18 protein-coding genes are annotated in these 18,728 nt (G+C 53.3%); 7 read left to right on the top strand and 11 right to left on the bottom strand.

Going from position 1 to position 18,728, the window contains the following annotated elements:
• The first annotated feature begins 23 nt into the window (after positions 1–23).
• Positions 24–545 carry an inosine/xanthosine triphosphatase gene (gene yjjX / locus D9738_RS03840; protein ID WP_130204796.1) on the top strand — a complete coding sequence of 174 codons (522 nt, stop codon included), beginning with the start codon at positions 24–26 and terminating at the stop codon, positions 543–545.
• Positions 546–739: 194 nt separating this feature from the next.
• Here the strand turns inward: yjjX and trpR are convergent, their stop codons facing one another.
• Together trpR and sltY are read right to left on the bottom strand one after the other, a co-directional pair.
• Positions 740–1,066, bottom strand: a complete 327-nt coding sequence (gene trpR / locus D9738_RS03835) for a trp operon repressor (RefSeq protein ID WP_064530383.1) — start codon at positions 1,064–1,066, stop codon at positions 740–742.
• 89 nt (positions 1,067–1,155) lie between these two features.
• Positions 1,156–3,093, bottom strand: coding sequence for a murein transglycosylase (gene sltY / locus D9738_RS03830; RefSeq protein ID WP_130259593.1), 1,938 nt, complete (start codon positions 3,091–3,093; stop codon positions 1,156–1,158).
• Between the two features lie 335 nt (positions 3,094–3,428).
• Here sltY and ettA point away from each other — a divergent pair, with 335 nt between their 5' ends.
• On the top strand, positions 3,429–5,096 hold the full coding sequence (gene ettA, locus D9738_RS03825; RefSeq protein ID WP_130259592.1) for an energy-dependent translational throttle protein EttA: 1,668 nt from the start codon (positions 3,429–3,431) through the stop codon (positions 5,094–5,096).
• A 56-nt stretch (positions 5,097–5,152) separates the two neighbouring features.
• On the opposite strand, the gene nadS is transcribed toward ettA, so the two are convergent.
• The 5 genes from nadS to serB all read right to left on the bottom strand — a co-directional run bounded on the left by nadS (position 5,153) and on the right by serB (position 9,515).
• Entirely contained in the window at positions 5,153–5,437 is a 285-nt protein-coding gene (gene nadS / locus D9738_RS03820) for a NadS family protein (RefSeq protein ID WP_000007436.1), read from the bottom strand.
• Position 5,438: 1 nt separating this feature from the next.
• Entirely contained in the window at positions 5,439–5,771 is a 333-nt protein-coding gene (locus D9738_RS03815) for a type II toxin-antitoxin system RelE/ParE family toxin (protein ID WP_130259591.1), read from the bottom strand.
• Positions 5,772–5,862: 91 nt separating this feature from the next.
• Positions 5,863–7,095: a multifunctional transcriptional regulator/nicotinamide-nucleotide adenylyltransferase/ribosylnicotinamide kinase NadR gene (nadR, locus tag D9738_RS03810; protein WP_130221683.1), complete on the bottom strand. Its 1,233-nt coding sequence runs from the start codon at positions 7,093–7,095 to the stop codon at positions 5,863–5,865.
• Positions 7,096–7,115: 20 nt separating this feature from the next.
• Positions 7,116–8,498 (bottom strand): DNA repair protein RadA, encoded by a 1,383-nt coding sequence (gene radA / locus D9738_RS03805; protein WP_001029698.1) that lies wholly within the window; start codon positions 8,496–8,498, stop codon positions 7,116–7,118.
• Between the two features lie 48 nt (positions 8,499–8,546).
• Entirely contained in the window at positions 8,547–9,515 is a 969-nt protein-coding gene (gene serB, locus D9738_RS03800; protein WP_101981664.1) for a phosphoserine phosphatase, read from the bottom strand.
• Between the two features lie 105 nt (positions 9,516–9,620).
• Here serB and D9738_RS03795 point away from each other — a divergent pair, with 105 nt between their 5' ends.
• Genes D9738_RS03795 through D9738_RS03785 form a run of 3 tightly spaced genes read left to right on the top strand, consistent with a single transcriptional unit; the run spans position 9,621 to position 11,604 of the window.
• Complete coding sequence (locus tag D9738_RS03795; RefSeq protein ID WP_130204786.1) at positions 9,621–10,265, top strand: YtjB family periplasmic protein; 645 nt, start codon at positions 9,621–9,623, stop codon at positions 10,263–10,265.
• A gap of 27 nt (positions 10,266–10,292) precedes the next feature.
• Positions 10,293–11,309 (top strand): lipoate--protein ligase LplA, encoded by a 1,017-nt coding sequence (gene lplA / locus D9738_RS03790; RefSeq protein ID WP_130259590.1) that lies wholly within the window; start codon positions 10,293–10,295, stop codon positions 11,307–11,309.
• A 31-nt stretch (positions 11,310–11,340) separates the two neighbouring features.
• Positions 11,341–11,604, top strand: a complete 264-nt coding sequence (locus D9738_RS03785) for a helix-turn-helix transcriptional regulator (protein WP_130259589.1) — start codon at positions 11,341–11,343, stop codon at positions 11,602–11,604.
• A gap of 160 nt (positions 11,605–11,764) precedes the next feature.
• Here the strand turns inward: D9738_RS03785 and deoD are convergent, their stop codons facing one another.
• The 4 genes from deoD to deoC all read right to left on the bottom strand — a co-directional run bounded on the left by deoD (position 11,765) and on the right by deoC (position 16,043).
• Entirely contained in the window at positions 11,765–12,484 is a 720-nt protein-coding gene (gene deoD, locus D9738_RS03780) for a purine-nucleoside phosphorylase (RefSeq protein ID WP_000224878.1), read from the bottom strand.
• A 56-nt stretch (positions 12,485–12,540) separates the two neighbouring features.
• Entirely contained in the window at positions 12,541–13,764 is a 1,224-nt protein-coding gene (deoB, locus tag D9738_RS03775; protein WP_000816471.1) for a phosphopentomutase, read from the bottom strand.
• Positions 13,765–13,815: 51 nt separating this feature from the next.
• Complete coding sequence (deoA, locus tag D9738_RS03770; RefSeq protein WP_000477811.1) at positions 13,816–15,138, bottom strand: thymidine phosphorylase; 1,323 nt, start codon at positions 15,136–15,138, stop codon at positions 13,816–13,818.
• A gap of 125 nt (positions 15,139–15,263) precedes the next feature.
• A complete protein-coding gene (gene deoC, locus D9738_RS03765; protein WP_088544469.1) occupies positions 15,264–16,043 on the bottom strand; it encodes a deoxyribose-phosphate aldolase in 780 nt (259 codons plus the stop codon).
• 257 nt (positions 16,044–16,300) lie between these two features.
• Between deoC and D9738_RS03760 the strand changes: the two genes are divergently transcribed.
• A complete protein-coding gene (locus tag D9738_RS03760; RefSeq protein WP_130259588.1) occupies positions 16,301–17,851 on the top strand; it encodes a YjjI family glycine radical enzyme in 1,551 nt (516 codons plus the stop codon).
• Positions 17,823–18,686 (top strand): YjjW family glycine radical enzyme activase, encoded by an 864-nt coding sequence (locus D9738_RS03755; protein ID WP_130259587.1) that lies wholly within the window; start codon positions 17,823–17,825, stop codon positions 18,684–18,686. Before D9738_RS03760 ends, D9738_RS03755 begins: the two co-directional genes overlap by 29 nt.
• The last annotated feature ends 42 nt before the right edge of the window (positions 18,687–18,728 follow it).

Raw genomic sequence — 18,728 nt, 5'->3', positions numbered from 1 at the left:
TTAATTTTTGAGTAATCCTGATTATGCACCATGTTGTCTGTGCGACCACCAATCCCGCTAAAATTCAGGCCATTCTGCAGGCATTTCACGAGATCTTCGGCGAAGGATCCTGCCACATTGAGTCCGTTGCCGTCGAGAGCGGCGTACCGGAACAACCCTTTGGCAGTGAGGAAACGCGCGCTGGCGCACGAAATCGGGTAGAAAATGCCCGCCGTTTACATCCAGAGGCCGATTTTTGGGTGGCGATTGAAGCGGGCATTGATGGTGACAGCACCTTCAGTTGGGTGGTCATTGAAAACGCCAGCCAACGTGGCGAGGCGCGTTCGGCTACTTTGCCGTTGCCTGCGGTGATTCTGCAGAAAGTGCGTGAAGGCGAGGCGCTCGGCCCCGTGATGTCGCGTTATACCGGTATTGATGAGATTGGTCGTAAGGAAGGAGCCATCGGCGTGTTTACCGCCGGGAAACTCACTCGCGCCAGCGTTTATCATCAGGCGGTGATTCTGGCGCTAAGTCCGTTTCATAATGCCGTGTATCAGCCATTATAAACCGGATAAGGCGTTCACGCCGCATCCGGCATTCGGTACACAATGCCTGATGCGACGCTGACGCGTCTTATCAGACCTACCAAACATATTGAAATTGCTGGTATTTGTAGGACGGATAAGGCGTTCACGCCGCATCCGGCATTCGGTGCACAATGCCTGATGCGACGCTGCCGCGTCTTATCAGGCCTACAAAATCAATCGCTTTTCAGCAACACGTCTTCCAGCCACTGGCGCAGCTCAACGGGGGCGGCTTTCAGACTGTTAGATCCACGCGTAATGGTCGCGATGCCCGCGCCGAGTTCATTTTTTAACTCGCGCTGGCTCATTTCACCACGCAGCAACTCTTCGACGATACGCACGCGAGTCCCCAATGCTTCGCGCTCATCTGGCGTCAGCATCAGATTTAACAACGGTAAATGGAGATCGTTTTCGTAGGCATTCTTAAGCAGGTCGACAAAACGTAACCACTCCTGGTGACGCTGTTCTGCCATCGCTGCTGAATAGGGTGATTGTTGGGCCATAATATGTCGCCATTGTTAGCGGGGGAAGCAAAATGCCTCCCCCGGTTGTACTCGCTAAAGAGTACGATAGCATATCATAAAGGTTCAAATCAGTAACGGCGTCCCCATTCCGTAGCGCTCAAAAGCGTGGGCTTATCGCCCATGAAATAGCGATAGTACGCGTCATAAGCCAGCACATTTTTCACATAACCGCGCGTCTCGGAGAACGGAATACTCTCGACAAACGCCACTGCGTCGATACGCCCGGCGCTGTTACCAAGCCACGTGCGCACCCGCCCTGGACCGGCGTTATAAGCTGCCGAGGAGAAAATGCGGTTATTGCCAAATTGCTGATAAACATATTGCAGGTAACTGGTGCCAATGTTGATGTTCGTTTCCGGATCCAGCAATTGCCCAGGGCTGCTATAACCAGGAATAGAGAACATCTTCACCGTCTGAGTCGCCGTACCGGGCATAATCTGCATCAGGCCGCTGGCTCCTACCGGTGATTTCACTTTCGGATTCCAGGCGCTCTCCTGACGGGCAATCGCCATTGCATAGCTTTGTGGGATATCTTTGCCGTTGGTGTAACGTTCGAAGAGATCGTTGTAGGCCAGGGGGAATCGTTCTTCCAGATGATCCCACAATTTCCCGGCGATCGTCGCCTGAACACTGAGATCCCACCAGTGATTATTAAAGGCATAGCGTGCCAATTGCGCCTGCTCTGTTTTTGACTTGCTCTTCACCAGATTGGCCCACTCGCTACGTGCGGTGTTATCCATATTCCAGTACATTAACTCGCGCACGCGAGCCATCTCCGGCCCGAGGATCAGGGCGCTGTCAACGTTCTGCGGCGCTTTATCAATCTTTAGTTGATACTCTTCGCCAATACGTTGCGCAGCGACCATCGGGTAAAATCCACGCTGTTGCATGAGTTGATGCAAAATCTCTTTTGCTTCAGCTTCACGCCCGCGTTCCAGCAGTATATCCGCCTGCCAGTAGCGCCATTCATCTTTATCTTTCGCCTCTATTGGCAGACGCGCCAGCCAGGTATTCAGACCACGGCGATCGCCAGTGCCAAGCGCCATCCGCACGCGGCGTTCAATTAACGACGTGGATTGCGAACGCATAATCGCGTCATCACGCCATTTCGCCTGTTCGTCGGTAACATCGTTGCCCATCAGACGCCAGGCGACGATATCACGCAGCTCCTGAATCTGATCTTCATTAAGCTGCTGTGCCTGGGCAAGTGAAGGGATCATCAGTCGTGCGTTTTCAGCATCCTGACGCGCCACGCTGGCAAATGCCACCGCCGCCATCTGACGGGTAAAATCGGTCGCGCCGGTGGATCGCGCGAAGGTCAGCACAGTATTAGGATCATTCGCCAGCGAAATGATTGCCGAAGCAATAGTCTGGTAATCGGCAGGCATTTGCCCTGCCAGCACCGTCACCAGCCCGGTATTGCCTGCTTTCATCGCAAGGCGGATACGCTCTAAATAAGCCAGGGGTTCTTGTTTGCCGGACGCTCGCCAGACGCTAAATAACTTGTCACAAGCGTTAGGCTGGCTCTTTCCGGTTAGCCACAGCTCTTTCGCCCCCTGCCAGGCTTCTTCACTCTGCCCGGTGTTCCATTTTGCATAGTAGTAATTACACTGGGCTTCGGTTGTGCCTGGCTTTTCCGGGCTAAAGGCTAACAAGCCACGCCAGTCTTCACGCCGCGCCAGTTCATTGACGAAACGAGATTGCAGCGTGCGAGCGGGAGGAAGCGTAGGGTTAGCGCGAACAAAATTAGTGACCGTCACCGCCGGTTGATTCATCAGGTCATCGGTGATCTGGCGATATTCCAGGTAGGGGTATAACGGGTAATCCTTCAGGGATGGCATCATTTGTTCGACCACATCCATTTGTCGGTTATCCCAGGCCTGCTTGATTTGCGCGTAACGGCTACGCTGCTCATCCAGTGAGTCGGCTCGCGCCACGCTGCTGACCGTCAGCAGACAGACACCGGCAGCCAACAGCCGCCAGGTAACTTGTTTGGCTTTTTCCACAAGCGCACCCTCTAAGTGTAAATACATCAATGCAGCATCATGCCGCGTAATAGATTTATGCTAACCAGTCATTGCCGTTTACGCCACGTTACGGACACTTTTTTACTTTTATACTCTAAATAATTCGAGTTGCAGGAAGGCGATAAGTGAGTGAGTCCCCAGGAGCTTACAGAAGTAAGTGACTGGGGTGAGCGAGCGTAAGCGCAGCACATGCAACTTGAAGTATGACGAGTATACTGCGAAGGTGATCGACCAACTGGGATTAGGCGGGGAAAAAGGCTACACTTCGCCTTTGAAAACTCATCATCACGATAAACATAGAGGCGAAGTCCAACGTGGCTCAATTCGTTTATACCATGCATCGTGTCGGCAAAGTTGTTCCGCCGAAACGTCATATTTTGAAAAACATCTCTCTGAGTTTCTTCCCTGGGGCAAAAATTGGTGTCCTGGGCCTGAACGGCGCCGGTAAGTCCACCCTGCTGCGCATTATGGCGGGCATTGATAAAGACATCGAAGGTGAAGCGCGTCCGCAGCCAGACATCAAGATTGGTTACCTGCCGCAGGAACCGCAGCTCAACCCGGAACACACCGTACGTGAGTCCATTGAAGAAGCCGTTTCTGAAGTGGTTAACGCCCTGAAACGTCTGGATGAAGTGTATGCGCTGTATGCCGATCCGGATGCCGATTTTGACAAGCTGGCCGCTGAACAGGGCCGTCTGGAAGAGATCATTCAGGCTCACGACGGTCATAACCTGAACGTACAGCTGGAGCGTGCGGTGGATGCGCTGCGTCTGCCGGACTGGGACGCGAAAATCGCTAACCTCTCCGGTGGTGAGCGTCGTCGCGTGGCGTTGTGCCGTCTGCTGCTGGAAAAACCAGACATGCTGCTGCTCGACGAACCGACCAACCACCTGGATGCCGAATCCGTGGCCTGGCTGGAACGCTTCCTGCACGACTTCGAAGGCACCGTTGTGGCGATTACCCACGACCGTTACTTCCTCGATAACGTTGCGGGCTGGATCCTCGAACTTGACCGCGGTGAAGGTATTCCGTGGGAAGGCAACTACTCCTCCTGGCTGGAGCAAAAAGATCAGCGTCTGGCGCAGGAAGCTTCTCAAGAAGCGGCGCGTCGTAAGTCGATCGAGAAAGAGCTGGAGTGGGTACGTCAGGGTACTAAAGGCCGTCAGTCGAAAGGTAAAGCACGTCTGGCACGCTTTGAAGAGCTGAACAGCACCGAATATCAGAAACGTAACGAAACCAACGAACTGTTTATTCCACCTGGACCGCGTCTGGGCGACAAAGTGCTGGAAGTCAGCAACCTGCGTAAATCCTACGGCGATCGCCTGCTGATTGACTCCCTGAGTTTCTCGATCCCGAAAGGGGCAATCGTCGGGATCATCGGTCCGAACGGCGCGGGTAAATCGACCCTGTTCCGTATGATCTCCGGTCAGGAACAGCCGGACAGCGGCACCATCACTTTAGGTGAAACGGTGAAACTGGCGTCTGTTGATCAGTTCCGTGACTCAATGGATAACAGCAAAACCGTTTGGGAAGAAGTTTCCGGCGGGCTGGATATCATGAAGATCGGCAACACCGAGATGCCAAGCCGCGCCTACGTTGGCCGCTTTAACTTTAAAGGGGTTGATCAGGGTAAACGCGTTGGTGAACTTTCCGGTGGTGAGCGCGGTCGTCTGCATCTGGCGAAGCTGCTGCAGGTTGGCGGCAACATGCTGCTGCTCGACGAACCGACCAACGACCTGGATATCGAAACCCTGCGCGCGCTGGAAAACGCCCTGCTGGAGTTCCCGGGCTGCGCGATGGTTATCTCGCACGACCGTTGGTTCCTCGACCGTATCGCAACGCACATTCTGGATTACCAGGATGAAGGTAAAGTTGAGTTCTTCGAAGGTAACTTTACCGAGTACGAAGAGTACAAGAAACGCACGCTGGGCGCAGACGCGCTGGAGCCGAAGCGTATCAAGTACAAGCGTATTGCGAAGTAATGCGTAAAATGCCGGATGCGGGCGCACCAGCATTGCATCCGGTATTAGTTAAATGATTAATGGGAGGCAAGTTCCCGGAAAAAGGCAGGATTTTCTTTAATTGTGGCAAGTACTTTGGCTGCCAATCCCGTTGGATTTCTTCGCTTCGATTCCCAGCTTTTAATGGTGTCCACACTGGTTCCCAGAGCTTTTGCCATCTCACTTTGCGAAACGTTGAGTTGCTCACGAATAGCTTTAACATCCGCAATTTCGTAGCGGGTCACCCGTGCAGGTTCTTTTAAACCTTGTTTAATCTCGACAGCCTCTTCCAGAGAGGTTTTCAACTCATCAAAAAAACTCATTTTATACCTCGCCTTTGAGCAGTTTCGTCAACTTCTTTAGTTGAGCTTTTTCCGTATCTGTCAGACTGTCTTTGGCATTTTTTGGATAGGCCATAATCAAATAAATAATCTCTTCCGTCGCCAGAAAGTAAATTATTCTGACACTGCTACTTTTTCCCTGTGAACCCGCAGCCATTCGGACTTTACGCAATCCACCAGTCTGCTGAATGAGATCACCTTTATCGGGAGTTCCGATGAGTTCTTTTTGTAATTCCTTTAATTCATCATCGGTTGCAATCTGCTTGATCTGACGCGTAAACATTGGCGTCTCTATAAATATTATCGCCTTGCCCATTACCCCTCCCTGGCAGGTACATTGTACACCAAAATGGAGTACTAAGTACACTTTTGAATCAGTAATCACACTCAACATCTTATAAAGATGATTATCCCTGCTCCCCCATCATCTCCCGCACCAGCTCCACGCAGCGCAGGAAACGGCTGTCGTAATCGTCCTCTTCAACCCGCACGAATTCGATATTGTTCTCTTCCAGCATCTCCACCAGCAAGTTCTGGAACTCTTTGCGATCCACCGAACTGCCGAGGCTGCGTAAACCATCCGCCACCCACGGAGTGTTGTTCTCCAGCAGGATCACCAGATCAAAACGGTATTCATCGATCAGCGCCTGCACGAACGGATGCTCGCGTCCTTCGTACTTTTTGCAGAACGCCTGAGTAGTCACAAAATCAGTGTCGATAAACGCCACTTTATTGGCATATTTTACTGCAAAATCAATATATTGTGCGTGTCCCAGCGCGATTTTATCGTAGTCGGAATACTGTAATGCAATCTCATCGCCGCCAAGATGCGAAAAGACATAATCACGACCAAATTCCCACGCACTGGTGGTGTTGAAGATATTGGCGAGTTTGTTTACCAGGGTGGATTTACCGCTCGACTCGCCGCCGAGGATCGCCACGGTGCGCACAAAAAACGGCTTCACTTCGGTAGGAATATATTCCCAGTAGCGGAACGGGTTTTCGCGGATCTGCGCACCGCTGATACTCATAAAGGTGCGTTTCGGGTCGATCAGCACCGTCTCGATCCCCAGATGTTCCATATACTGCGGCGCGTCGGCTTCTTCCGAGGTGTAGATCAGATCCGGCTGGATCCCCTTTTCAGCCATAAACTTTTTGATGCCGTTGCTCCACACATCCCAGCCGTGCGGATACGGCTCCATGCCCTCTTCGTTAAAGGCATGAATACGAATGTTTTTTTGATACTTAAAGGTTTGCAATAACCAGCGCAGACGATCCGGCACGGTCGGCTGCTGCGACATGGCACTGTCTTCGAACAACGCGCGGTCACGGGTATCGTCAAAGCCCATAATGATATGCAGCTCGTCAACCTGGCTACAGGCGCGCTGGATAAGGTAGATATGTCCGGTATGCAGTGGGTAGAACTTACCGAATACAACGCCGATCGTTTTCTTCTGCCGTGGAAACTCAAGCCCCAAAAAACGGTGCAACGCCTCCAGCTTTTGCGCGCTGGGGCTTTTGATTTTGGCATTCAGTAACTGGCTTAAATACCCTTTGGTCATACCGCTGGCATCAGCTACCTGCTGTAGCGTGCAGCCCTGTTGCTTGATGGCAGTTTTCAGGTAATCAAATGACGACATATCTCCCTCCGTATCTCTCATTATAAGTCGTCGAACACGCTAAGCGCGTCGGAGAGTTTTTTAACGCCAAAAATCTGCATCCCTTCCGGCGCTTTTTTCGGTACGTTAGCCGCCGGAACAATCGCCCGCCGAAAACCGTGTTTCGCCGCTTCCGAGATTCGTTCCTGGCCGCTGGGCACCGGGCGGATCTCCCCTGCCAGCCCGACTTCACCAAATACCACCAGATCCTGCGGTAGCGGTCTGTCACGCAGACTGGAAACCATCGCCAGCAGTAACGCTAAGTCGGCACTGGTTTCGGTTACCTTCACGCCGCCGACCACGTTCACAAACACATCCTGATCGGCCATTTGCAGGCCGCCGTGACGGTGCAGCACCGCCAACAGGATCGCCAGACGGTTTTGTTCCAGCCCTACTGCCACGCGGCGTGGATTCGCCATCATCGAGTGATCGACCAGCGCCTGAATCTCCACCAGCAGTGGACGCGTTCCTTCCCATACCACCATCACTGAACTACCAGAGGTCACTTCATCGCCACGGCTTAAAAAGATGGCTGAAGGGTTGCTGACTTCACGCAGCCCCTGTTCGGTCATCGCAAATACGCCCAGCTCATTCACCGCGCCGAAGCGGTTTTTATGGCTGCGCAAGGTGCGAAAACGGGAGTCGGCATCGCCGTCCAGAAGCACCGAACAGTCGATACAGTGTTCCAGCACTTTAGGGCCAGCCAGCGAACCATCTTTGGTTACGTGCCCCACCATGACAATCGCCACACCGCGCGTTTTGGCGAAGCGCGTCAGATAAGCCGCTGTTTCACGCACCTGCGCCACGCTGCCTGGCGATGACTGAACATCCGCCATATGCATCACCTGGATCGAGTCAATTACCATCAGCTTCGGTTGCTCTTCTTCGGCAATCAGGCAGATCTGCTCGATGCTGGTTTCCGACAACATATTGAGATTGTCAGTCGGCAGGCCAAGGCGATGAGCGCGCATTGCCACCTGTTGCAGCGACTCTTCGCCAGTGACATACAGCGTTTTCATCTGCTGCGCCAGTTTGCACAGCGTTTGCAGTAGCAGCGTGGATTTCCCGGCACCTGGGTTACCGCCAATCAGAATGGCGCTTCCCGGCACAACGCCGCCGCCTAATACGCGGTCGAACTCTTTAAATCCGGTGGAAAAACGCGGCAGCTCTTCAAGGCTGATATCGGAGAGTTTCTGGACTTTAGCCACTCCGGCGCTACCGGCATAGCCACTCAGACGCTCGTTACGCGCCACCGTTGGCGACGCAGCAAGACGCACCTCGGTGATGGTGTTCCAGGCATGACAGGCGCTGCACTGCCCCTGCCAGCGCGGATAATCGGCCCCGCATTCATTACAAACAAAGGCGCGTTTTGGAGCTTTTGCCACGGTGTACCTCGTTAATGCTGTGCCGCCCGCAGGATGACGGGCGGGCAATTACTTCTGATTCAGGCTGCCAGAGAGGATGCAGAATACCCCCATCAAGTCAGCGTGACGGATGGTGACTTCCGTCTTTTCATTCACTTTTGGCTTGGCATGGTAGGCAATCCCCAGCCCTGCCGCTTTGATCATCGGCAGGTCATTGGCTCCATCGCCAATCGCCACGGTCTGCGCCAGCGGGATTTCATACTCCTGCGCGAGGCGAGTCAGAGTTTTCGCTTTGTACTGCGCGTCTACGATGTCGCCGATCACATTGCCGGTAAATTTACCGTCCATGATCTCCAGTTCATTGGCTACCACGGCTGTCAGGCGCAGCTTGTCGCGCAGGTATTCAGCAAAGAAAGTAAAGCCGCCGGAGGCAATCGCCACTTTCCAGCCCAGCGTTTCTAGCTTCAGCACCAGTTGCGTTAAGCCTGGCATCAGCGGCAGATTTTCACGCACCTGTTGCAGAATATTGGCGTCAGCGCCTTTCAGCGTCGCCACGCGGCTGCGCAGGCTGGCGGTAAAATCGAGTTCGCCGCGCATCGCCCGTTCGGTTACTTCCGCCACCATCTCGCCCGTTCCAGCCAGTTTGGCAATTTCATCAATACATTCTATCTGGATGGCGGTGGAGTCCATGTCCATCACCAGCAAACCCGGCGCGCGCAGGTGCGGGATTTTCCCCAACGGCGCGACATCCAGTTGAGCTTCATGGGCCAGACGCGTAGCCCGGGCGGTGAGTGAACCTGCCAGACGAATCACCTGATAATCTTCCACGCACCAGGCGGCAACAATCACCATTGCCGCGCCCAGTTTGCTCTGGTATTGGGTCAGACGTTGTTTATCCAGCCCACGACCATACAGCAGCCAGCCGCTACGACCTGCGTGGTAATCCAGTGGCATCACTTCATCACCACTTAATGAAAGAGGCAGACCCGGCCATAAAGAGACATCTTCAGGCAGGTCGCACCAGGTAATGTTAGGCATTAAGGCTCCTGTAAAATCGTTCGAAGCAGGGAAAATAACGCATGAGGCTACCTTGTATCCATTGCTTCTGGCAACATTAAGTCTCAAATTTTCAACGGGTGGAATATGGCTCGCACAAAACTAAAATTCCGGCTGCATCGGGCAGTGATTGTCCTGTTCTGTCTCGCGTTGTTAGTCGCACTAATGCAGGGAGCATCATGGTTTAGTCAAAACCACCAGCGACAGCGTAATCCACAGCTGGAAGAACTGGCCCGTACCCTGGCGCATCAGGTAACCCTGAACGTTGCGCCGCTGATGCGTACCAACTCACCTGATGAAAAACGCATTCGGGCGATCCTCGATCAGTTGACGGACGAAAGTCGCATCCTCGACGCGGGTGTGTATGACGAACAAGGCGATCTTATCGCCCGCGCAGGCGAAAGCGTCGAGGTGCGCGACCGACTGGCGCTCGACGGTAAAAAAGCAGGTGGCTATTTTAACCAGCAGATTGTCGAACCGATTAAGGGGAAAAATGGACCGCTCGGCTATCTGCGCCTCACGCTCGATACCCATACGCTCGCCACCGAAGCCAAACAGGTGGATAACACCACCAATATTCTACGCCTGATGCTGCTGCTCTCGCTGGCAATCGGCGTGGTGCTGACTCGCACACTGTTGCAGGGTAAACGTACCCGCTGGCAGCAATCGCCCTTCCTGTTAACCGCCAGCAAACCGGTACCGGAAGAGGAAGAAAGCGAGAAAAAAGAGTGACCCATTATTACAAGAAAGGAAATCGTTATGTCCACATTACGCCTGCTCATCTCTGACTCTTACGATCCGTGGTTTAACCTGGCGGTGGAAGAGTGTATTTTTCGCCAGATGCCCGCCACGCAGCGCGTTCTGTTTCTCTGGCGCAATGCCGACACGGTAGTGATTGGTCGTGCGCAAAACCCGTGGAAAGAGTGTAATACCCGACGGATGGAAGAAGATAACGTCCGCCTGGCACGGCGCAGCAGCGGTGGCGGCGCGGTGTTCCACGATCTCGGCAATACCTGTTTTACGTTTATGGCTGGCAAGCCGGAGTACGATAAAACCATCTCCACGGAGATTGTGCTTAATGCGCTAAACGCGCTCGGCGTCACCGCCGAAGCTTCTGGGCGCAACGATCTGGTGGTGAAAACCGCCGAAGGCGACCGCAAAGTCTCTGGCTCGGCCTATCGCGAAACCAAGGATCGCGGTTTCCACCACGGCACCTTGCTGCTCAATGCCGACCTCAGCCGCCTGGCAAACTATCTCAATCCGGATAAAAAGAAACTGGCGGCGAAAGGCATTACTTCAGTACGTTCCCGCGTGACCAATCTGACCGAGCTGCTACCGGGAATTACCCATGAGCAGGTTTGCGAGGCCATAACCGAGGCCTTTTTCGCCCATTATGGCGAGCGCATGGAAGCGGAAATCATCTCCCCGGACAAAACGCCAGACTTGCCGAACTTTGTTGAAACCTTTGCCCGCCAGAGTAGCTGGGAATGGAACTTCGGTCAGGCTCCGGCGTTCTCGCATCTGCTGGACGAACGCTTTACCTGGGGCGGCGTAGAACTGCATTTCGACGTTGAAAAAGGCCATATCACCCGCGCCCTGGTGTTTACCGACAGCCTTAACCCCGCGCCGCTGGAAGCTCTCGCCGGACGGCTGCAAGGCTGTCTTTACCGCGCGGATATGCTGCAACAGGAGTGCGAAGCGCTGCTGGTCGACTTCCCTGAACAGGAAAAAGAGCTACGGGAGTTGTCGGCGTGGATAGCGGGGGCGGTACGGTAACTCGCTCATTAAAATATCCAGGGAAGGAAATATGATCGATCTGGAGAACCAGGTACGGGAGATTATCAATTTAATGTTCAGCCAGGGTATATCCTGGCTAGCCGCCGTGCGTATCAGGCATAAATTATCGCTTGCTGAAGTAAGTAAAATGTTAGGTATCTCGATTAATTCTCTAAAACGGATCGAAAAGACGGAACGGCTTAGCTCAAATATCAAAAGCAAAATGGCAGGAATTTATGGTTGTCCGCCAGAGTTGCTGATATGCCCTTACTGGATGACGGTTGAACATAAATGAATAGATTCGTGAATAGATACTTGAATGGATTTTATTTCCTATCCATATGAAAAATAATAGTAAATCTATAAATCAGTTGCTATTGATGAATAGATACTAAAAAGCCGGAGCAGTCTCCCGCTCCGGCTTCACAAGGCAATCGCCTTTCAGCGAAACACAATTACTCTTTATCGCCCAGCAGAACGGATTCCAGTGCGATTTTGATCATGTCGTTGAAGGTGGTCTGACGCTCTTCAGCAGTGGTCTGCTCGTGAGTACGGATGTGGTCAGACACGGTGCAGATAGCCAGTGCTTTGGCACCAAACTCTGCAGCCACGCCGTAGATACCAGCCGCTTCCATTTCCACGCCGAGGATGCCGTATTTTTCCATCACGTCGAACATTTCGCCGTCCGGAGAGTAGAACAGGTCAGCGGAGAACAGGTTACCAACGCGAGCATCAACGCCCAGGGCTTTAGCTGCATCTACTGCGTTACGCACCATGTCGAAGTCAGCGATAGCCGCGAAGTCATGATCTTTAAAACGGATGCGGTTAACTTTGGAATCGGTGCAGGCACCCATACCGATAACGACGTCACGCAGTTTTACGTGCGGCAGAACAGCGCCACAGGAACCTACGCGGATAATTTTCTTCACGCCGAAATCGGTGATCAGTTCTTTGGTGTAGATGGAGCAGGACGGGATACCCATACCGTGACCCATTACGGAAATTTTGCGACCTTTGTAGGTGCCAGTGAAGCCCAGCATACCGCGAACGTTGTTCACTTCACGAGCATCTTCAAGGAAAGTTTCAGCAATATACTTCGCACGCAGCGGGTCGCCTGGCATCAAAACTACGTCAGCGAAATCGCCCATTTCTGCATTAATGTGTGGGGTAGCCATTATTTTATCCTTTTTGTGACATAACAAAGGCGGAGTCAACGCTCCGCCCAAATCCATCAGAACATGGCTTTGCCATATTCCATATCAGAAGTACCAAAATATTTTGCCAGAGTCTGGCCGATATCCGCGAAGGTTTCGCGGTGACCCAGCGAACCCGGTTTTACTTTCGGGCCGTAAACCAGTACCGGAATGTGTTCACGCGTGTGGTCAGTACCGGTCCAGGTCGGATCACAACCGTGATCAGCGGTGAGGATCAGGATGTCGTCATCGCGCAGCAGAGACATCAGTTCCGGCAGACGGCGGTCGAACAGTTCCAGACCCGCAGCATAGCCTGCGACATCGCGACGGTGGCCCCAGGAAGAGTCGAAGTCAACGAAGTTGGTGAAGACGATGGTGTTATCACCCGCTTCCTTCATCTCTTTAATGGTGGCGTCAAACAGCGCGTCCAGGCCGGTCGCTTTCACTTTCTTGGTGATACCGCAGTTAGCGTAGATGTCCGCAATCTTACCGACAGAAACCACCTGACCATGTTTTTCATCAACCAGTTTCTGCAGCACGGTCGGTGCTGGCGGTTCAACGGCCAGGTCGTGACGGTTACCGGTACGCTGGAAGTTACCGGCTTTGTCGCCGATAAACGGACGAGCGATAACACGACCGATGTTGTAGCCGCCGTTGGTCAGCTCTTCACGGGCGATTTCACACAGTTCGTAGAGTTTATCCAGACCGAAAGTTTCTTCATGGCAGGCAATCTGGAACACGGAGTCAGCGGAGGTATAGAAAATCGGCTTGCCGGTTTTCATGTGCTCTTCGCCCAGTTGATCCAGGATGACCGTACCGGAAGAGTGGCAGTTACCGAGGTAACCTGGCAGGTTAGCGCGTTCAACCAGTTTATCCAGCAGCTCTTGCGGGAAGCTGTTTTCGTGATCGGAGAAGTATCCCCACTCAAACAGAACCGGGACACCGGCGATTTCCCAGTGACCGGACGGGGTATCTTTACCGGATGACATTTCGTGCGCCCATGCGTACGCGCCGATAACTTCAGCGTTGCCGTCCATTCCTGCCGGAATGAAACCGGTAGAACCTTCATGTGCTTTCGCCAGCCCCAGACGGGTCAGATTTGGCAGATTCAACGGGCCTTTACGACCGTTATCAGCTTCGCCTTTGGCACAGGCTTCTGCGATATGACCCAGGGTGTCAGCCCCGACGTCACCAAAGCGTTCTGCATCTTCTGTAGCGCCGATGCCGAATGAGTCCAGCACCATAATAAATGCACGTTTCATATGTTCTCCGTACTCAGTGCTTCAAATTTAAATGATCAGATCAGTATACCGTTATTCGCTGATACGACGATAGACAGTTGGTGTGCTTTCCGGTGCTTTATCGGCAAGTTTAATTGCCGCTTTCACCGCTTTCGCCGCTTCCTGCCAGCTGTTTTCGTCTTTCGCGTGGATAACCGCCAGCGGACGCTGACCGTCTACCTGGTCGCCCAGACGCGCCATATCAGTAAAGCCGACGCTGTAATCGATGGTGTCAGATGCCTGACGGCGACCGCCGCCCATCGCAACCACTGCCATTCCCAGCGCACGGGTATCCATTTCACTGACAAAACCTTCGGTATCAGCATAGACTGCTTTCGTCAGCATCGCTGTCGGCAGATACTTCGCGTAGTTCTCAACGAAGTCGGTCGGGCCTTTTTGTGCTGCCACCATACGACCAAAGACTTCTGCCGCTTTACCGTTGTCCAGCACCGCCTGCAATTTTGCGCGCGCTTCGGCGTCATCTTTCGCCAGTTTACCGGAGATAAGCATCTCCACGCACAGCGCCATCGTGACATCAAACAGACGCGGGTTACGATACTCACCCGTCAGGAACTGCACCGCTTCACGTACTTCAACCGCATTACCTGCACTGGAGGCCAGCACCTGATTCATATCGGTGAGCAGCGCGGTGGTGCGCACACCAGCGCCGTTAGCCACGCCAACAATCGCTTCGGCAAGGGCTTCAGAGAGTTCGTAGGTCGGCATAAACGCGCCGCTACCCACTTTCACGTCCATCACCAGCGCGTCCAGACCTTCCGCCAGTTTCTTCGCCAGGATCGAGGCGGTGATCAGCGGGATGGAGTCCACGGTTGCGGTAATATCGCGGGTCGCGTAGAAACGTTTATCTGCCGGAGCCAGTGAGCTGGTCTGACCGATAATCGCCACACCGACGTCTTTAATGATTTCGCGGAAACGGTTGTCATCCGGGAAGATGTCGAAGCCAGGGATGGATTCCAGTTTGTCGAGCGTGCCGCCAGTATGACCGAGGCCGCGACCGGAGATCATCGGAATGTAACCGCCGCAGGCTGCGACCATTGGCCCTAACATCAACGAAGTGACATCGCCGACGCCACCGGTGGAATGTTTATCAACAATCGGGCCATTCAGATGCAGGCTTTTCCAGTCGAGAACGGTTCCTGAATCTCGCATCGCCATGGTCAGCGAGACACGCTCCGGCATCGTCATATCGTGGAAGAAAATGGTCATCGCGAGAGCGGCAATCTGCCCTTCGGAGATAGTGTTGTCGCGAATGCCGTTGATAAAGAAACGAATTTCTTCATCACTCAGCGCATGACCATCACGTTTTTTACGAATAATTTCTTGTGCGAGAAACAAGGTAACCTCCCGTGGAAAAGAGTATGAGGCGGCTTTTGCCGGATGCGTCTACGCCTTATCCGGCCTACGGGTGATACGTCTCGTAGGCCGGATAAGCGCAGCGCATCAGGCGCAAAGCATCTTACTTAGTAGCTGCTGGCGCTCTTACCGTCGCCGTGGCCCAGCGCTTTCAGCAGGCTTGCCAGCAGGCTGGAAGCGCCAAAGCGGTAGTGACGCGCATCTGCCCAGTCAGCACCGAACAGCTCATCTGCGATGGCGAGATATTTCTGCGCATCTTCCGCAGTACGCACGCCACCCGCCGGTTTGAAACCAACGGTTTTCTCTACGCCCATATCACGGATCACTTCCATCATGATGCGCGCGCTTTCCGGCGTCGCATTCACTGCCACTTTACCGGTAGAGGTTTTGATGAAGTCGGCACCCGCTTTGATGGAGATTTCAGACGCTTTGCGGATCAGCGCTTCGTCTTTCAGTTCGCCAGTTTCGATGATCACTTTCAGCAGTACGTTCGCCGCCGCGCAAGCCTCTTTACAGGCTTTCACCAGATCAAAACCAACTTGCTCGTTGCCCGCCATCAGCGCACGGTACGGGAACACCACGTCAACTTCATCAGCACCGTAGGCGATTGCCGCACGGGTTTCTGCCAGCGCAATTTCAATGTCATCATTACCGTGTGGGAAGTTGGTTACCGTAGCAATACGGATTTCCGGGGTGCCCTGCTCTTTCAGCGTTTTGCGAGCAATCGGGATAAAGCGAGGATAGATACAGATAGCAGCGGTATTGCCGACCGGAGTTTTGGCCTGATGACACAGGGCGATCACTTTCTCGTCGGTGTCGTCGTCATTCAGGGTGGTCAGGTCCATCAATTTCAGTGCACGCAGGCTGCTTGTTTTCAGATCAGTCATTTCATTCTCCTGGCTTGTCGCCAATAAAATTCACCTTGCGAGTTTGTTAGTATTCTAACATCGACTCCGCAACACACTTCGATATACATCACAATTAAGAAAATCTACTTACAAATTTGCATTACGGTAATGCGATCTGGTTCAAATAATTCACTTTCAAATGAATGCACCGATGGTGACAAACGCATCAGGATCAAAGTGAACATCACGAAACTTCTTACAATGGCGCATCACCTTTGGCATAAAAGGAAAAGAAGATGCCCACTTCTCACGAGATTGCACTGCAACAACGTTGCCAGCAAATTGTCACAAGCCCGGTGCTTAGTCCGGAGCAGAAACGCCATTTTCTGGCGCTGGAAGCAGAAAACAATCAGCCTTATCCGCAGCTGCCTGCCGAAGCCCGCCGCGCGCTGGATGAAGGCGTAATCTGCGATATGTTTGAAGGTCATGCGCCGTACAAACCGCGCTATGTCTTACCCGATTACGCCCGTTTTCTGGCGAACGGTTCCGAATGGCTGGAGCTGGAAGGCGCGAAAGATCTTGATGACGCGCTCTCTCTGTTGACCATTCTTTATCATCATGTCCCTTCGGTCACATCGATGCCGGTCTACCTGGGGCAGCTGGATGCGTTGTTGCAACCGTATGTTAGAATTCTAACACAAGACGAGATCGACATTCGAATAAAACGTTTCTGGCGTTACCTCGACAGAACCCTGCCAGACGCCTTTATGCACGCCAATATCGGCCCGTCTGACTCGCCTATTACCCGAGCGATTTTACGCGCAGACGCAGAGCTGAAGCAGGTTTCACCGAACCTGACCTTTATCTACGATCCTGAAATTACCCCTGATGACCTGCTGCTGGAAGTGGCGAAAAACATCTGTGAATGTAGCAAACCGCACATCGCCAACGGTCCGGTGCATGATAAAATTTTCACAAAAGGGGGCTACGGGATTGTGAGCTGTTACAACTCACTGCCGCTGGCGGGGGGTGGCAGCACGCTGGTGCGCCTTAACCTGAAAGCCATTGCCGAGCGCAGTGAATCGCTGGAAGACTTCTTTACGCGCACTCTACCGCACTACTGCCAACAGCAGATCGCCATCATCGATGCGCGGTGTGAATTCCTCTATCAACAATCACACTTCTTTGAGAATAGCTTCCTGGTGAAAGAAGGGCTGATTAACCCTGAACGTTTTGTGCCAATGTTTGGCATGTATGGGCTGGCGGAAGCGGTTAACTTGCTGTGCGAGAAAGAAGGGATTGCCGCGCGCTACGGTAAAGAAGCCGCTGCAAATGAAGTGGGTTATCGCATCAGCGCGCAACTGGCGGAGTTTGTCGCCAATACCTCCGTGAAATATGGCTGGCAAAAACGCGCCATGTTGCACGCACAGTCGGGGATCAGTTCTGATATCGGCACCACGCCGGGCGCACGCTTGCCGTATGGCGATGAGCCAGATCCGATCACCCATCTGCAAACTGTCGCCCCGCATCATGCTTATTATTATTCCGGCATCAGCGACATTCTGACGCTCGATGAAACCATCAAACGTAATCCGCAGGCGCTGGTACAGCTTTGCCTCGGTGCCTTTAAAGCCGGAATGCGTGAGTTTACCGCCAATATCAGCGGTAACGATCTGGTTCGCGTTACCGGTTATATGGTGCGTTTGTCGGATTTAGAAAAATATCGCGCCGAAGGTTCACGCACCAACACCACCTGGCTGGGCGAAGAGGCCGCACGTAACACTCGTATTCTGGAACGCCAGCCGCGCGTGATAAGCCATGAACAGCAGATGCGCTTTAGTCAGTAAGATTATCCCCTTCTCCTGCGTTGACGGGCCAGGCAGTCGTCTGGCTCTGTTTTTGCAGGGCTGCAATCTGCGCTGCAAAAATTGTCACAATCCGTGGACGATGGGGCGCTGTAATGATTGCGGAGAGTGCGTGCCACAGTGTCCGCATCAGGCGTTGCAGATTGTTGACGGCAAAGTGCTGTGGAACGCTGTGGTCTGCGAGCAATGTGATACCTGCCTGAAGATGTGTCCGCAACATGCCACGCCAATGGCGCAATCCATGAGCGTGGATGAGGTGCTTAGCCATGTCCGCAAAGCGGTGCTGTTTATTGAAGGGATAACGGTGAGCGGCGGCGAAGCCACGACCCAGCTGCCGTTTGTAGTGGCGCTGTTTACTGCTATCAAAAATGATCCGCAACTGCGCCACCTCACCTGTCTGGTGGACAGTAACGGTATGTTGAGCGAAACCGGCTGGGAAAAATTACTCCCGGTTTGCGACGGCGCGATGCTCGATCTCAAAGCGTGGAGGAGCGCGTGCCATCAACAGCTAACCGGACGCGATAATCAGCAGATTAAGCGCAGCATCTGTTTGCTGGCAGAGCGCGGCAAGCTGGCGGAACTGCGTTTGCTGGTAATCCCTGGCCAGGTGGATTATTTGCAACACATCGATGAGCTGGCGGCGTTTATCAAGGGACTTGGCGATGTTCCGGTTCGCCTGAACGCGTTTCATGCCCACGGCGTCTATGGCGAGGCGCAAAGCTGGGCGAGCGCCACGCCGGAAGACGTTGAGCCGTTGGCTGATGCGTTACGGGAGCGCGGGGTGAGCCGGTTGATATTTCCGGCGCTGTATTTGTGACATGCCGGATGCGGCGTGAACGCCTTATCCGACACGAAAGAC

This window comes from Escherichia sp. E10V5 (genome assembly GCF_004212315.1).
Classification (GTDB): domain Bacteria; phylum Pseudomonadota; class Gammaproteobacteria; order Enterobacterales; family Enterobacteriaceae; genus Escherichia.
The sequence above is the reverse complement of the archived record's forward strand: the minus strand, read 5'-3'. Positions and strand labels throughout refer to the sequence as shown.

Coding starts and splice junctions, on each gene's coding strand:
- yjjX (WP_130204796.1), top strand. CDS start 24: ATGCACCATGTTGTCTGTGCGACCACCAATCCCGCTAAAATTCAGGCC.
- trpR (WP_064530383.1), bottom strand. CDS start 1,066: ATGGCCCAACAATCACCCTATTCAGCAGCGATGGCAGAACAGCGTCAC.
- nadS (WP_000007436.1), bottom strand. CDS start 5,437: ATGAGTTTTTTTGATGAGTTGAAAACCTCTCTGGAAGAGGCTGTCGAG.
- D9738_RS03815 (WP_130259591.1), bottom strand. CDS start 5,771: ATGGGCAAGGCGATAATATTTATAGAGACGCCAATGTTTACGCGTCAG.
- nadR (WP_130221683.1), bottom strand. CDS start 7,095: ATGTCGTCATTTGATTACCTGAAAACTGCCATCAAGCAACAGGGCTGC.
- serB (WP_101981664.1), bottom strand. CDS start 9,515: ATGCCTAACATTACCTGGTGCGACCTGCCTGAAGATGTCTCTTTATGG.
- D9738_RS03795 (WP_130204786.1), top strand. CDS start 9,621: ATGGCTCGCACAAAACTAAAATTCCGGCTGCATCGGGCAGTGATTGTC.
- lplA (WP_130259590.1), top strand. CDS start 10,293: ATGTCCACATTACGCCTGCTCATCTCTGACTCTTACGATCCGTGGTTT.
- D9738_RS03785 (WP_130259589.1), top strand. CDS start 11,341: ATGATCGATCTGGAGAACCAGGTACGGGAGATTATCAATTTAATGTTC.
- deoD (WP_000224878.1), bottom strand. CDS start 12,484: ATGGCTACCCCACACATTAATGCAGAAATGGGCGATTTCGCTGACGTA.
- deoB (WP_000816471.1), bottom strand. CDS start 13,764: ATGAAACGTGCATTTATTATGGTGCTGGACTCATTCGGCATCGGCGCT.
- deoC (WP_088544469.1), bottom strand. CDS start 16,043: ATGACTGATCTGAAAACAAGCAGCCTGCGTGCACTGAAATTGATGGAC.
- D9738_RS03760 (WP_130259588.1), top strand. CDS start 16,301: ATGCCCACTTCTCACGAGATTGCACTGCAACAACGTTGCCAGCAAATT.
- D9738_RS03755 (WP_130259587.1), top strand. CDS start 17,823: ATGAACAGCAGATGCGCTTTAGTCAGTAAGATTATCCCCTTCTCCTGC.